This is a genomic window from Brevundimonas subvibrioides ATCC 15264 (assembly GCF_000144605.1).
In the GTDB taxonomy this organism is placed as follows: Bacteria; Pseudomonadota; Alphaproteobacteria; order Caulobacterales; family Caulobacteraceae; genus Brevundimonas; species Brevundimonas subvibrioides.
On record NC_014375.1, the window covers coordinates 3,020,105 to 3,034,875 of the forward strand.

Here is a 14,771-nt window from a genome sequence, read left to right on the forward strand (position 1 = left end):
AGGCCAGCCCATGATCGCGTTCGTCGCCGCTGCCCTGCTCCTGCAGCTTTCCGCACCGCCGCCAGCACAAACAGCCGAGGCCCCACGCCCCGTCGCGGCGTCCAAAATCATTCTGGTGGGCGACTCCACCACGGCGGTCATCGGCGGCTGGGGCCCCAGCTTCTGCGCCGATCACGTCACTTCGTTCGTGGCCTGCGTGAACCTGGCGCGCGGCGGGCGCAGCAGCGGCAGCTATCTCGCCGAAGGATCCTGGGATCTCGCCCTGGCCGAAATGTCCACGCCGGGGTTCGTGGCGACCTATGTCCTGATCCAGTTCGGTCACAACGATCAACCGGGCAAGCCGGGCCGGTCCACCGATCTCGCTACCGAGTTCCCCGCCAACCTGCGCCGCTACGTTGCCGAGACGTGCGCGCGGGGCGCGATCCCCGTGCTTGTCACCCCCCTCACCCGGCGCCAATTCGTCGAAGGACAGCTTCAGAACGATCTTGAACCATGGGCGGCTGCGGCCCGCACCGTGGCAGCGGAGACCAACACGCCCCTTGTCGACCTGAATGCATCGAGCGTCGCGGCGGTCCAGGCCCTGGGGCCGACCCTGGCCGCACGCTTCGCACAGGCCGCGCCGTCGCCCCAGGTCGCGGCCGCCATGCTGACGGGCACGACCATCGAGGCAAACCCCGTTCCGCCCGTCCCGGCTGCGGGGACACCCATGCCGCCTCTGACCCAGGTGCAGGTCAACGCCGCCGTCGAGCCGCTCGGACAGGCGCGTGTCTCGTTCGACTACACACACCTGGGCCGCAGCGGTGCCGACTTCTTCGCCGCTCTTGTGACGCGGGACCTGATGATCGCCGTGCCCGAACTGCGGCGCGGACTGGTACCCTGACGACCCGTCAGCCGGCGTCCTGTTCGGCTTCCACGCGCCGGTAGCCCGCGTCGATGACAGCGAGCATGGCGCTGGCCGCCCCGACCGCGTCCGACGCCTCGATACGGTCCACGATCCGCTCGTGCAGATCGACGGTCTCGCGATGAAGCGCTTCGCTACGGGTCGGGGGGCTGAGGGTGAAGGCTTCCAGCAGAGCGGTCTCGATCACACTGGCGAGGGAGCGCATCATCGGATTCTTCGACGCCACGGCGATGCGCAGGTGAAGGTCGAGATCCGCCCGGGCGAAGGCATATTCCGACGTCTGCTCGTGCCGCATGGCCGCGATCGCCGCCCGCATCCCGTCGAGGTCCTCGGCACTGCGATGCTCCGCCGCCAGCGCCGCCGCCGCCGGCTCCAGCGCGCGCCGGACCTCGGCCAGATGCCGGCGAAACTGCGCATCCATCCCGTTGGCGACCTGCCAGGCCAGCACTTCGCTGTCGAACAGGTTCCAGCGCAGGGGTTCGGTAACCTTGGTCCCGACCCGGGTCTTCACGACCAGGAAGCCCTTCGCCGACAGTGTCTTCAGCGCCTCGCGCAGCGCCGTCCTCGACACCCCGAACCGCCTCAGCAGATCGGCTTCGCCCGGCAGCTTGTCTCCCGGCGCGATGCGGCCGGCCAGGATGTCCTGTCCCAGCGAGCGGACGATCTGATCGTGGCTGGAAACGGTCTGGCCTGACCCGCGACCGCTGGCCGAAAGGCTCGTGAGAGAGGACGCAGCCGTCATGGAATCCGCTTTATACGCTCCCCGCACGTCCGCAAAGCGGGAGGCGTGGAGGGAGACCGCTCAAAAATCATGGCCACAGGGCTGGGATCATTTGTATGATGATATGATCCAATGACCAAGGTTTTGTGCCGGTGCCTCTCGTGACTGACCACCCTGCTTCCAGATGCGTGTCACTCGACGGATGCGAACCATGACCGCCGCGCCCCGCAAGCCCCTGCGGTCCCGCGCCTGGTTCGACAATCCCGCGAACCCGGACATGACCGCCCTCTATCTGGAGCGCTATCTGAACTACGGCCTGACGCTGGAGGAGCTCCGCTCGGGCAAGCCGATCATCGGCATCGCCCAGACCGGGTCGGACCTGGCGCCCTGCAACCGCCACCACATCGAGCTGGCAAAGCGGGTCCGCGAAGGCATCCGCGAGGCGGGCGGCATCGCCATGGAGTTCCCGGTGCATCCGATCCAGGAGACCGGCAAACGGCCGACGGCGGGCCTCGATCGCAACCTCGCCTACATGGGTCTGGTCGAGCTGCTGTACGGCTATCCCCTTGACGGCGTGGTCCTGACCATCGGCTGCGACAAGACCACCCCCGCCTGCCTGATGGCCGCCGCGACTGTCGACATCCCCGCCATCGCCCTGTCGGTCGGACCGATGCTGAACGGCTGGCTGAAGGGCGAGCGCATCGGGTCTGGCACCATCATCTGGAAGGCCCGCGAGATGATGGCCGCAGGCGAACTGGACTATGAGGGTTTCATCGATCTGGTTGCCACCTCGGCCCCGTCCGTGGGGTACTGCAACACCATGGGGACGGCCTCGACCATGAATAGCTTGGCCGAGGCCCTGGGCATGTCGCTGCCCGGATCGGCCGCCATCCCGGCCCCCTACCGCGAACGGCCGCAGATCGCCTACCAGACCGGCAGGCGGATCGTGGACATGGTCCGCGAGGACCTGAAGCCCTCCGACATCCTGACCGCCGATGCCTTCCACAACGCCATCGTGGTCAACTCCGCCATCGGCGGCTCGACCAATGCGCCGGTCCACATCACCGCCCTCGCCCGCCATTCGGGCGTCGAACTGCCCATCGAAGCCTGGCAGACCCAGGGCCATGCGGTGCCCCTGCTGGTCAATCTCCAGCCCGCCGGCACCTATCTCGGCGAGGACTTCCATCAGGCCGGCGGCGTGCCCGCCGTGGTCCGGCAGCTGATGCGCCGGGGTCTGATCCGGGAAGAGGCCATGACCGTCAACGGCAGGACGATCGGCGACAACTGCCGGGACGCGGAGATCCAGCTGCCCGACGTGATCCGGACCATGGAGGAGCCGCTGGTCGAGGACGCCGGCTTCCTGGTTCTCGGCGGCAACCTGTTCGACAGCGCGATCATGAAGACCAGCGTCATCGCCGCGGAGTTCCGGGAACGCTACCTGTCCAATCCCGCCGACCCCAACGCGTTCGAAGGCCCGGCCGTCGTCTTCGACGGGCCGGAGGATTACCACCACCGCATCGACGACCCGACCACCGGCATCACCGAGCGCAGCATCCTGTTCATGCGCGGGGCCGGTCCGATCGGCTATCCGGGCGCGGCCGAGGTCGTGAACATGCGTCCGCCCGCCCATCTGATCCGCGAGGGCGTCCACGCCCTGGCCTGTATCGGCGACGGCCGGCAGTCGGGGACCTCCGGTTCGCCCTCCATCCTGAACGCCTCGCCCGAGGCGGCGGCGGGCGGGAACCTGGCCCTGCTGCGAACGGGCGACCCCGTCCGAGTGGACCTGAACACCTGCCGGGTCGATGTGCTGATTTCCGATGCGGACCTGTCCGAGCGCCGCGCGGCGCTGGAGGCGGCCGGCGGCTTCCAGATCCCGCCGTCGCAGACGCCCTGGCAGGAAATGCAGCGTGGCGCGGTGGGACAGCTGGGCACCGGGGCCGTGCTGGAGCCGGCGATCAAATATCATCGCATCATCGACCGCTTCGGCAATCCCCGCGACAACCACTGATCGCCGATCGCGAACCGTCCACCCCCGCGGGATCGCCCGGTCCATATGCCGCTTGACTCCCCCGGCCCGTCGGGTGGCATATAGAACAAATGAGGAACATCGAGGAAAAGGAACAGCGGCTGGTCGCCTTGAGAGCCGGGTTGGCCAGACTCGACCGGTCACGGCCCGCACGCGTCCGTGCAGCCCGGTCTTCCGGTGACCATGACCTGCTGGACCGGCTCGAACCCCGCGCCGTTCACGACCTCTATGCCGACACGCCCGCCGATGCCGTGGCGCTGAACGCCTTTGGGCTGGGCCTGGCCGTGAAGGCGGCCGGCGGGCGGCCGATCGTCTGGGCCATTCACCGGCTGGTCGAGACCGAGACCGGCACGCCCCACGGACCGGGTCTGCACGAGATGGGGATCCGCCCCAGGGACGTCCTTCTGGTCCGCGCGAACGACATCCAGACCCTGCTGGCCGTGGGCGAGGAGGCCCTGCGCAGTCCGGCGGTCGGCGCGGTGCTGCTGAGCGCCTGGGGCGAGGCCAAGGCCATGACCCTGACCGCCAGCCGTCGCCTGTCCCTGGCCGCGCAGGCGGGAACGGCGACCCTGTTCCTGGCGCGCGCGGGCGCGGTCCCGGCCCCCAGCGCGGCCCTGACCCGGTGGTCGGTGGGGGCCAGCCCCTCTACCCCCCTCGAAGCGGGAGCGCCGGGCAGACCGTCTTTTTCCGCGACCCTGCTGCGTCACCGCGGTGGGGTCGAACCCCGCACGTGGATCATGGAGTGGGACCGTGAACGCCGCGCCTTCCTCGAGCGGTCGCCGCTATCTGGCGCTGTGGTTCCCGTGGCTGCCGAGCGAGCGCCTGCGCCGTGGAGAACGGGCGAACGCCGCGTCGCCTGACCCCGATCCCCGACCCGTCGTCGTGGTCGAGAAGATCAAGGGCGCGCTGCGGCTCGCGGCGGTCGACCCGGCCGCGGCCCGGCTGGGCCTGTCGCCCGGCATGACCCTGGCCGATGCGCGGGCGCGCACGCCCGACCTGCGCACCGTGGCCGACGACCCCGAGGCCGACGCCACCCTGCTGCGGCGGGTGCTGAAGGACTTCGGACGGTTCACGCCCCTGATCGCCCTGGACCCGCCCCACGGCCTGATGCTGGACATCACCGGCTGCGCCCATCTGTTCGGGGATGAGGCCGGCCTGATCCGGTCGGCGCAGCGGCGCGCCACGGGGGGCGGGCTGAGCCTGCGGTGGGCGTTGGCCGACACGCCCCAGTCGGCGCGGGCGCTGGCGCGGTTCGGTCCCGGCGGTCTCTTCGCCGGACCGGAGACCCGCACGGCCGTCCGACGCCTGTCGGTCGCCGCGCTGGAACTGGCCGAACCCGACGAACGCGCCCTGCGCCGCGCGGGGCTGAAACGCCTGTCCGATCTGGACGACCGGCCCCGCGCCCCGATGGCGGCCCGGTTCGGCACGGACTTCCCGGCACGGCTGGCGAGAGTCCTGGGCGACGAGGATGTCCGCATCACCCCGCATCGCCCCGTCCCCGCCTGTGTCGTCGATCGCATCCTGGTCGAACCCATCGTGACCCAGGACGACGTGGAGCGGGTGTTCCAGGACCTTCTGGCCGACGCCGTCGACCAGCTGGACCAGAGGGGTCAGGGCGGTCGCGCCTTCGAGGTCTTCTTCTATCGGCTGGACGGCCATGTCCGCCGCGTCTCCATCCGCACCGGCCAGCCCAGCCGCGACCCGGCGGCCCTGCAGCGCCTGTTCCGGGAGCGTCTGGGGGCGCTGGCCCATCCGCTGGACCCGGGTTTCGGCTTCGACCAGATGCGTCTGGCCGTGCCCTGGACCGAACCGATCGCCCCGACCCAGGATTCGATGGAAGGCGAACGTCCCGGCACCGAGCATGTCAGCCACCTGATCGACCGGCTGGCGGCGCGGCTGGGGCCGGATGCCGTTCTGTGCTTCCAGCCCTTCGGATCGCACATGCCCGAACGGGCCTCGCGCCTGCTGCCTTCCGGCATGGCCGAGCCGGAGGCCGAATGGCCGGACCCCGATCCCGACGATCCGCCGCTGCGCCCGCTGCAGATGTTCGACCCGCCCCAGCCGGTCGAGACCCTGGCCGAGGTGCCGGACGGCTCGCCCCTGCGGTTTCGCTGGCGGCGGGTGCTGCACCAGGTCGTCCGCTCCGAGGGGCCCGAGCGCATCGCCGGCGAATGGTGGCGCGCCCCCGACCAGCGCACCCGCGACTACTACCGGGTCGAGGACAGCGAGGGTCGTCGCTTCTGGCTGTTCCGTCAGGGTCTGTATGACCAGTCCCCGGAACCCCGCTGGTTCATCCACGGCCTGTTCGCATGAGCCGTCTCGATCTCTCCGGCGGCTATGCCGAACTGGCGACGGCCAGCAATTTCTCGTTCCTCAGGGGCGCGTCGCATCCCAAGGAGCTGGTGGCGACGGCGATCCTGCGCGGCCATTCCGGCCTGGGTCTGGCGGATCGCAACACCGTGGCCGGGGTCGTCCGGGCCTGGAGCGCCCTGAAGGCCCTGCGCGAGGACGGACTGTCGCCGCCCGACGTGATGCGCGACGGCTCTGGCCCCGGCGAGGTCACCTATGTCGAGGACCCCGCCAACGACCCGGCCCTGTCGGAGGAGGTCAAGCGCCGCGCCGCGACCTTCAAACTGGCGACCGGCACGCGCCTGGTCTTCAACGACGGGACGCCCGACATCCTGGCCTATCCCGAGACCCGCGCCGGGTGGGGACGGCTGACCCGGCTGCTGACCCTGGGCAACCGTCGCGCCATCAAGGGCCAGTGCGAGATCGGCCTGCGCGACCTGCTGGCGACGCCGGAAGACCTGCTGCTGATCGTCATGCCGGACCGGCGGCTGGACCGGCTGGCGTCCGTTCTGGATCAGGTCGCAGAGGCGGCTCCCGGATCGACCTGGCTGGGGGCCGTCATGGGGCGGGGCGGCGACGACCGCCGTCGTCTTGCTCGCCTGAAGACGCTGGCGGAGCAGGCGGGGCTTCCCCTGCTGGCCGTCAACGACGTGCTGTATCACGACGTCGACCAGCGCGACCTGCAGGACGTGGTGACCTGTATCCGCGAAGGCGTGACCATCGAGGCGGCCGGGCGTCTGCTGAACGCCAATGCCGAGCGGCACCTGAAGTCGCCGGCGGAGATGGCGCGCCTGTTCCGCGACGCGCCCGAGGCGGTGGCCCAGACGGGGGCCTTCCTGTCCCGCGTCGGGTTCGACCTGGAACAGCTGCGCTACCAGTACCCGGAAGAACCCGTCCCGCCGGGCTGGGAGCCCCAGGCCTGGCTGGAGGACCTGACCTGGAAGCATGCGAACCGCTGCTATCCCGACGGCGTGCCCTCGAAAGTCAGCGACCTGCTGACCAAGGAGCTGGCCTTCATCCAGAAGGCCGCCTTCGCCCCCTATTTCCTGACCATCTACGACATCGTGCGGGTGGCGCGGGACAAGGGCATCCTTTGCCAGGGCCGGGGGTCGGCCGCCAACTCCGCAGTCTGCTACGTGCTGGGCATCACCTCGGTGAACCCGATGGAATCCGACCTCCTGTTCGAGCGCTTCCTGTCGGAGGACCGGAACGAGCCGCCCGACATCGACGTGGATTTCGAGCACGAGCGGCGCGAGGAGATCATCCAGCACATCTACGAGCGCCATGGGCGTCACCGCGCCGGCATCGCCGCCACGGTGATCCGCTATCGCCCCAAAAGCGCCATCCGCGAGGTCGGCAAGGTCCTGGGCCTGACCGAGGACGTCACCGCGCGTCTGGCCGGCAGCCAGTGGGGCAGCTGGGGGTCGGAAATGAGCGAGCGCCATGTCGAACAGGCCGGGCTGGACGCGACCAACCCCATGATCGCGCGGGCGGTGGCCATGGCGATGCGGCTGCTGAACCATCCGCGGCATCTGTCCCAGCACGTCGGCGGCTTCATCCTGACCCAGGACCGGCTGGACGAGATGGTGCCCATCGGCAACGCGGCCATGCCGGACCGCACCTTCATCGAATGGGACAAGGACGACATCGACGAACTGCGCCTGATGAAGGTCGATGTGCTGGCACTCGGCATGCTGACCTGCATCCGCAAGGCCTTCGACCTGATGCGCGAACACAGCGGCGTCGATCACGACCTGGCCTCCGTCCCCCAGGACGATCCGGCCGTCTACGAGATGCTGTGCCAGGGCGACTCGATCGGCGTCTTCCAGGTCGAGAGCCGCGCCCAGATCAACATGTTGCCGCGCCTGAAGCCGCGAAAGCTCTACGACCTGGTGATCCAGGTGGCCATCGTCCGGCCCGGGCCGATCCAGGGCGACATGGTCCATCCCTATCTGCGACGGCGCAGCGGGCTGGAGGAACCGGACTATTCACAGCCGGGCCCGGCCTATCCGTCGGACGAGCTCAAGGTCGTCCTGGAAAAGACCCTGGGCGTGCCCCTGTTCCAGGAACAGGCGATGAAGGTCGCCATGGTCGCGGCCGAGTTCACCGACCGGGAGGCCAACGGCCTGCGCAAGGCCATGGGCACCTTCCGGGGCGACGGCACCCTGCATACCTATGAACACCGGATGGTCGGCCGGATGATCGAGCGGGGCTACGACCCGGCCTTCGCCCAGCGCTGCTTCGATCAGATCAAGGGCTTCGGGTCCTACGGCTTTCCCGAGAGCCACGCCGCGTCCTTCGCCCTGCTGGTCTACATCTCGTCCTGGATCAAGCGCCACCACCCGGCGGCCTTCGCCTGCGCCCTGCTGAACAGCCAGCCGATGGGTTTCTATGCCCCGGCCCAGATCGTGCGCGACGCCCAGGAACACGGCGTCGAGACCCGGCCCATCGACGTCGCCTGCAGCGGCTGGAACAACGGCCTGGAGGGACCGGCCGACCGTCTGGCCCTGCGTCTGGGCTTTCGCCAGATCGACGGCTTTCGCGAGGACTGGGCGACGGCCCTGGTCGCGGCACGGGACCCGGCCATCACCGATCTGGAGACCCTGGCGCGACGCGCGGGCCTGCCGGGGGCGGCGATCCGGAAACTGGCCGATGCCGATGCCTTCCGGTCGATGAGGATGGATCGGCGCGAGGCGCTGTGGGCGGCGCGGCGCCTGCCCGACGACGACGCCCTGCCCCTGTTCGCCGCCGCCGAGGCGCGCGAGCGCGGGGCCCGCGAACTGGGGGTCGAGCCTGACGCACAACTGCCGTCGATGCGACTGGGCGAGCACGTCGCCGCCGACTACCAGACCTTCCGCCTGTCGCTGAAGGCCCACCCCATGGCCATCCTGCGTCCCGTCTTCGCCGCCGAGCGGGTCGTGACCTGCGCCGAGACCCTGGCCCGACGCGGCGGATCAACGGTGCGGGTCGCGGGCGTCGTTCTGGTGCGTCAGCGGCCGGGCAAGGGCAATGCCATCTTCGTCACCCTGGAAGACGAGACCGGAGTCTCGAACGTCGTCCTGTGGGCCCGGATGTTCGAACAGTACCGCCGTGAGGTCATGGGGGCGCGCCTGATGGAGGTCGAGGGCGTCGTGGAGAAAAGCCCGGAAGGGGTGGTGCACGTCGTGGCCCGGCGCGTCATCGACCGGTCCCCTGAGCTGGCCCGCCTGTCCGAGGATCACGCGGTGGACATCCAGCTGTCGCGCGCCGACGAAATCCTCCGTCCCCAGCCGCCCCGCCACCCCACGGGCAGCCATCCGCGCGACGTGCGCGTCCTGCCCGCCTCGCGCGACTTTCACTGAGGGATCGCCCCGACGGACGCGGGGCGGTATCGTGATTCATGCCCTTGCCCGAGCCTGCGCCTCTCGCCGCCCTTCGCCTGCATCCGGACGACGACGTCGCCGTCTGCGTCCGCGCGCTGGAGACGGGCGAGACGGTGCTGGACGGCGTCGTGGTCCGCGAGGCCATCCCGGCCGGACACAAGCTGGCGCTGCGCGACCTCGCCACCGGCAGCCCGGTCCGGAAGTACGGTCAGGTCATCGGCGCGACGACGGCGGCCGTGCGAGCGGGCGACTGGGTCCACGTCCACAACCTCGGCATGGGCGACGTGACGTCCCGCGTCGCGGCCGACGCCCCGACGCCTTCCCCGCTGGCAACGCAAGCCGGGCGGACCTTTCAGGGCTATCTCCGTGCCGACGGCCGGGTCGGCACGCGCAACTATCTGGCGGTCGTCACCTCGGTGAACTGTTCGGCCATGGTCGCCCGCAGGATCGCGCGCGAGGTCGAGGCGCGGCTGGGCGACGACTATCCCAATATCGACGGCGTGGTGGCCGTCACCCATGGCTCGGGCTGTGCGATGGAGTCCTCGGGCGAGGCGATGGATGTCCTGCGCCGCACCCTCGCGGGCTATGCGCGGCACCCCAATGTCGCGGGCGTCCTGATGCTGGGCCTGGGGTGCGAGACCAACCAGCTGTCCGGTCTGACGGACGCCGAGAACCTGGCCTCCGGCGACACCCTGTCCGCCATGACCATCCAGGGCGAGGGCGGCACCTCGGCGACGATCGCGGCCGGGATCGCGCGCATGATGGCGATGGCGGAGGCCGCCAATGCCCTGACCCGCACGCCCCAGCCGCTGTCCGGCCTGGTCGTCGGTCTGCAGTGCGGAGGGTCGGACGGCTATTCCGGCGTGACGGCCAATCCGGCCCTGGGGCATGCCGTCGACCGGCTGGTCGCCGAGGGCGGCACCGCGATCCTGAGCGAGACGCCCGAGATCTACGGGGCCGAGCATCTGCTGACGCGCCGCGCCGCCGATCCGTCGGTGACGGAGCGGCTGATGGGGCGGATCGCCTGGTGGGAGCGCCATGTCGCGGCGACCGGCGGGTCCATGGACAACAACCCTTCCGCCGGAAACAAGGCCGGGGGCCTGACGACCATTCTCGAGAAATCGCTGGGCGCGGTGGCCAAGGCGGGCGCATCGCCCCTGAGCGCCGTCTACGGCTATGCGGAGCCGGTGACGGAGGCCGGCCTGGTGTTCATGGACACGCCCGGATACGACCCGGTCTCGGCCACGGGCCAGATCGCGGGCGGGGCCAATCTGATCTGCTTCACCACGGGGCGCGGGTCCGTCTTCGGGGCCAAGCCCGCCCCCAGCCTGAAGCTGGCCACCAACACGGCCATGTACCGGCGCATGGCCGACGACATGGACCTGGACTGCGGGGAGATCCTGTCGGCGGGCGTGTCGATCCCGGCGATGGGCGAGCGCATCCTCGACCTGATGATCCGCACCGCCTCGGGCGAACCCTCCCGCAGCGAGGCCCTGGGCTTCGGCGAGGACGAGATTCAGCCCTGGCGCATCGGCGCCGTCATGTGATGACGAAATTGCGGCTTGCCCGTTGCGCCTCCGCCCTCCTAGTCTGACCCGGCTCCGGGCAGCCCGGACGACGGGAGTGTCATTATCTTGAACCCGCTTTTCGGGGTTGTTCTGGCGGCGCTTATCGGCGCGCCTCAGGCCGTCCAGTCGCCGCCGATCTTCCATCCCGGCGCGCCCGGGACCGCCTCGCGCACGATCACGGCCGCGCAGGCCGTGGACCTCAGCCGGACCAGCTTCACGCCCGGCGACGCGCAGTTCATGCAGCACATGCTGGTCCACCACGCCCAGGCGGTCGAGATGGTGGCGCTGCTGGACGCGCAGGGCTCCAGCCCGCAGGTCAAGCTGCTGGGCCGCCGCATCGCGCTGAGCCAGCAGGCCGAGATGGAGCTGATGCAGAACTGGCTGACCGACCGCGGCCAGCCGCTGGCCATGGCCGACATGCACGCCGGCCACATGGCGGGCATGAACCACGCCATGCCGATGACGGCCCCGGGCGACACCGCCGTCATGCCCGGCATGCTCACGCCCAACCAGATGCAGGCCCTGGCCGCTGCCCGAGGTCCCGCCTTCGACCGCCTGTTCCTCCAGGGCATGATCCAGCACCATCAGGGCGCGCTCGACATGGTCGACACCCTGATGGCCCAGCCCAACGCGGCCCAGGATCCGATGCTTTCGGATTTCGCCACGTCGGTCGTCGCGGACCAGTCCGCCGAAATCCTGCGTATGCAGTCCATTCTGTCTGAACTCTGAACCCGATACCCGAAGGACCGGCCATGACCCTGCGTAGACCCCTTCTTTCCTCCGTCGCGGCGCTCAGCCTTCTGCTGGCCGCGGTTCCGGCGGCGGCCCAGGTCCAGACCCTGACGCCCGACGCGCGCACCACCCTGTCGGCGGGCCTGCACGACGCAGGCGAGGCGGCCTCCAACATGGAGCTGGAGTACACCGTGGCCCCGCCGCCCGGCTTCTTCGATCCGGAGGCCCTGTTTGCCCCGCCGCCGCGCCCGGCACCCGGGGCCGCGCGTCCGCCCGCGAACGACGGCCCGCCCGTCCGGCCGAGGTTCAGCCCGCTGGCCCTGGCCAACAGCGACATGGCCCTGTCGAACGGCCGGCTGTTCGTCGGCAACTTCCACGGCTTCAACGCCTATGACGTGTCGGGCGAAGGTGCGCCCAAGCTCATCCTCTCGGTCGTCTGCCCGGGCGGACAGGGCGACCTGTCGATCCACGGCAACCTGCTGTTCATGTCGGTCGAGCAGAACCGCGCCCGACTGGACTGCGGCACGACGGACGCCGAGGGCGATATCAACGCCGAGCGCTTCCGCGGCATCCGCATCTTCGACATCAGCGACATCGCCAATCCGCGCCAGGTCGCAGCCGTCCAGACCTGCCGGGGGTCGCACACCCACACCCTGGTGCCGGACCCGAGCGACCGCAACGTCCTCTATATCTACAACTCGGCCACCAGCGGCGTCCGTCCGACCGGCGAGCTGTCCATCTGCAGCGCCGGCGAGCCGAGCGCCAATGCCGACACGGCCCTCTATTCGATCGACGTGATCAAGGTGCCGCTGGACAACCCCGAGGCCGCCGCGATCGTGAACCGGCCCCGCATCTTCGCCGATCGCGAGACCGGCGCGGTCGCCGGCCTGTGGTCGGGCGGGCCGTCCGGCGTGGCCAGCCAGCGCACCGCCCAGACCAACCACTGCCATGACATCACCGTCTATCCGGCGATCAACCGGGCGGCCGGCGCCTGCAGCGGCAACGGCATCCTGCTGGATATCTCGGACCCCCAGAACCCGACCCGCCTCTCGGACATGTTCGATCCGGACATGGCCTACTGGCATTCCGCGACCTTCAACAACGCGGGCGACAAGGTGGTCTTCACCGACGAGTGGGGCGGCGGCATCGGCGCGCGCTGCACCGCCTCGGACCCCGCCAACTGGGGCGCCAACCTGATCTCGACGATCGAGGACGACAAGCTGAAGGGTCAGGCCTTCCACAAGCTGCCCGCGCCCCAGGGCACGACCGAAAACTGCGTCGCCCACAACGGCTCGCTGATCCCCGTCCCCGGCCGCGACCTGATGGTCCAGGCCTGGTACCAGGGCGGCATCTCGATCATGGACTTCACCGATCCGCTGAAGCCCATCGAGATCGCCTATTTCGACCGGGGGCCGATCGAGGCCGAACGACTGGTCGTCGGCGGTGATTGGTCGGCCTACTGGATGAACGGCCGGATCTACGGCAGCGAGATCGCCCGCGGTCTGGACGTGCTGAAACTGGTGCCGAGCGAATACCTGTCGGCCGCGGAGATCGCCGCCGCCGAAGCCGTCCGCGACGACGTCATCAACCCGCAGACCCAGGAGAAGGTCGAGTGGGCCGACACCCCGGACGTGGCCGCCGCCTATGTCGACCAGCTGGCACGCTCCGAGGCGATCAGCGATGAGGTCGAGGCCAGGATCCGGGCCGGCATCGATGCGTGGCGCGCGGGCGGCAACACCGGCGGAGCGGAGATCGTGACGGCCCTGTCGGCGGTCACCGAGCCGACGGCCGCTGCGGACAAGGCCCGCCTGGCAGCCCTGAACGGCATCTTCCAGCGCCGCGCGGGCTGACGACCGGGACCACCCGCGGCCCTTGGTGGCCGCGGGTGGGTCTCAGTCCCGGATCAGGTGCGGGACGAAACGCGAGCGGTTGCTGGTGATACGCCCCGCATCCTCGCGCAGACCGATGCCGGCGGGCTGGTCGCCCACGACCCAGGAACCGACGATCACGTGGCGGCCATCGAACAGCGGCGCGTCATGCACGGCCTGCAGGATCGCCCGGCCGGTATAACCGCCGTCCAGACCGCTCTCGGTGCGACCCGCCTCGACGATGTCGATGTTGGCCCCCTCGCGCGAGAACAGCGGCTTGCGCACATGCGCCGATGACAGGGCCGAGGCTTTCGCATCGTCCTCGAAATACGCTTCCAGCAGGTTGGGATGGCCCGCGTGGCGTTCCCACAGCAGCGGCAGGATCCCCTTGTTGGACAGGATCGACTTCCATGCCGGCTCCAGCACCGTGATCTCCGCCGTCGGCAGGGGCTCGGCATAGTCGTCGCGCAGCATCTGCTCCCAGGGATAGAGCTTGAACATCGCCTGGATCAGCCAGTTCTGTTCGTCCACGAACCGGCCATCCTCATTCAGGCCGATGTCGCCGATGGCCACGAATTTGGGATCGAGCCCGGCCTGTCTGGCCAGGTCCTCCAGGAAGCGCACCGTCTGGCGGTCCTCGACGAAATCGGGATCGGAGGCGAAATGCACGAACCCGCCCATGGGGAAGATCGTGCGGAACCGCGCGATCAGCGCCTCGTGCAGGCTGTTGAACTGATCGGCACCGGCCGGGATAGACCCGTCCGCGATCCGCTCCTCCAGCCAGAGCCACTGGAACACGGCGCTCTCGTACACCGACGTCGGCGTGTCGGCGTTGTACTCGTACAGCCTGGCCGGGCCGGTCCCGTCGTAGGCGAAGTCGAACCGGCCGTACAACGACGGGTCGCCCCGCTTCCAGCTGTCGGCGACATAGTCCCGCAAGCCTTCCGGGATCTCCAGAAGGCCCATCAGCCGCTCGGACTTCACCGTCTCGTCGACGAGGTCCAGGCACATCTGATGCAGTTCGGCCGTCGGGGCCTCCAGCCCCTCCTCGATCTCGACCAGCGAGAACTCGTAGGCCGTGGCGTCGTCCCAGTAGGCCTCGCCGGAATCGTGGTGCCAGGTGAACCCCAGCCCCTCGGCCCTGGTCTGCCAGTCGGGGCGTTCGGGAAGCGTGATGCGTTGCATTAGACGACTCCGTATCCTCCCCGTCGCGGCTTCGCGATGGGGAGGGGGACCGCGAAGCG

At 69.7% G+C, this 14,771-nt stretch carries 10 protein-coding genes; 8 read left to right on the forward strand and 2 right to left on the reverse strand.

Annotated elements, in window-relative coordinates; translation table 11 throughout:
• Positions 1–10: 10 nt before the first annotated feature.
• Positions 11–880 carry a rhamnogalacturonan acetylesterase gene (locus BRESU_RS14740; RefSeq protein ID WP_013270356.1) on the forward strand — a complete coding sequence of 290 codons (870 nt, stop codon included), beginning with the start codon at positions 11–13 and terminating at the stop codon, positions 878–880.
• A 7-nt stretch (positions 881–887) separates the two neighbouring features.
• Here BRESU_RS14740 and BRESU_RS14745 read toward each other — a convergent pair whose 3' ends face one another.
• Entirely contained in the window at positions 888–1,643 is a 756-nt protein-coding gene (locus tag BRESU_RS14745; RefSeq protein ID WP_013270357.1) for a FadR/GntR family transcriptional regulator, read from the reverse strand.
• Between the two features lie 190 nt (positions 1,644–1,833).
• Here BRESU_RS14745 and BRESU_RS14750 point away from each other — a divergent pair, with 190 nt between their 5' ends.
• The 7 genes from BRESU_RS14750 to BRESU_RS14780 all read left to right on the forward strand — a co-directional run bounded on the left by BRESU_RS14750 (position 1,834) and on the right by BRESU_RS14780 (position 13,509).
• Positions 1,834–3,630, forward strand: coding sequence for an IlvD/Edd family dehydratase (locus BRESU_RS14750; RefSeq protein WP_013270358.1), 1,797 nt, complete (start codon positions 1,834–1,836; stop codon positions 3,628–3,630).
• 89 nt (positions 3,631–3,719) lie between these two features.
• Positions 3,720–4,508, forward strand: a complete 789-nt coding sequence (locus tag BRESU_RS14755; RefSeq protein WP_013270359.1) for an ImuA family protein — start codon at positions 3,720–3,722, stop codon at positions 4,506–4,508.
• Entirely contained in the window at positions 4,399–5,961 is a 1,563-nt protein-coding gene (locus tag BRESU_RS14760; protein WP_156796181.1) for a Y-family DNA polymerase, read from the forward strand. Before BRESU_RS14755 ends, BRESU_RS14760 begins: the two co-directional genes overlap by 110 nt.
• Positions 5,958–9,338: an error-prone DNA polymerase gene (locus BRESU_RS14765; RefSeq protein WP_013270361.1), complete on the forward strand. Its 3,381-nt coding sequence runs from the start codon at positions 5,958–5,960 to the stop codon at positions 9,336–9,338. The genes BRESU_RS14760 and BRESU_RS14765 overlap by 4 nt, the downstream gene beginning before the upstream one ends.
• Before the next feature lie 38 nt (positions 9,339–9,376).
• Positions 9,377–10,906 (forward strand): UxaA family hydrolase, encoded by a 1,530-nt coding sequence (locus tag BRESU_RS14770; protein WP_013270362.1) that lies wholly within the window; start codon positions 9,377–9,379, stop codon positions 10,904–10,906.
• Positions 10,907–10,993: 87 nt separating this feature from the next.
• On the forward strand, positions 10,994–11,656 hold the full coding sequence (locus BRESU_RS14775; RefSeq protein WP_013270363.1) for a DUF305 domain-containing protein: 663 nt from the start codon (positions 10,994–10,996) through the stop codon (positions 11,654–11,656).
• A gap of 23 nt (positions 11,657–11,679) precedes the next feature.
• Positions 11,680–13,509 carry an LVIVD repeat-containing protein gene (locus BRESU_RS14780; protein ID WP_013270364.1) on the forward strand — a complete coding sequence of 610 codons (1,830 nt, stop codon included), beginning with the start codon at positions 11,680–11,682 and terminating at the stop codon, positions 13,507–13,509.
• 42 nt (positions 13,510–13,551) lie between these two features.
• Here the strand turns inward: BRESU_RS14780 and BRESU_RS14785 are convergent, their stop codons facing one another.
• Complete coding sequence (locus tag BRESU_RS14785; protein ID WP_013270365.1) at positions 13,552–14,712, reverse strand: glutathionylspermidine synthase family protein; 1,161 nt, start codon at positions 14,710–14,712, stop codon at positions 13,552–13,554.
• Positions 14,713–14,771: the final 59 nt, after the last annotated feature.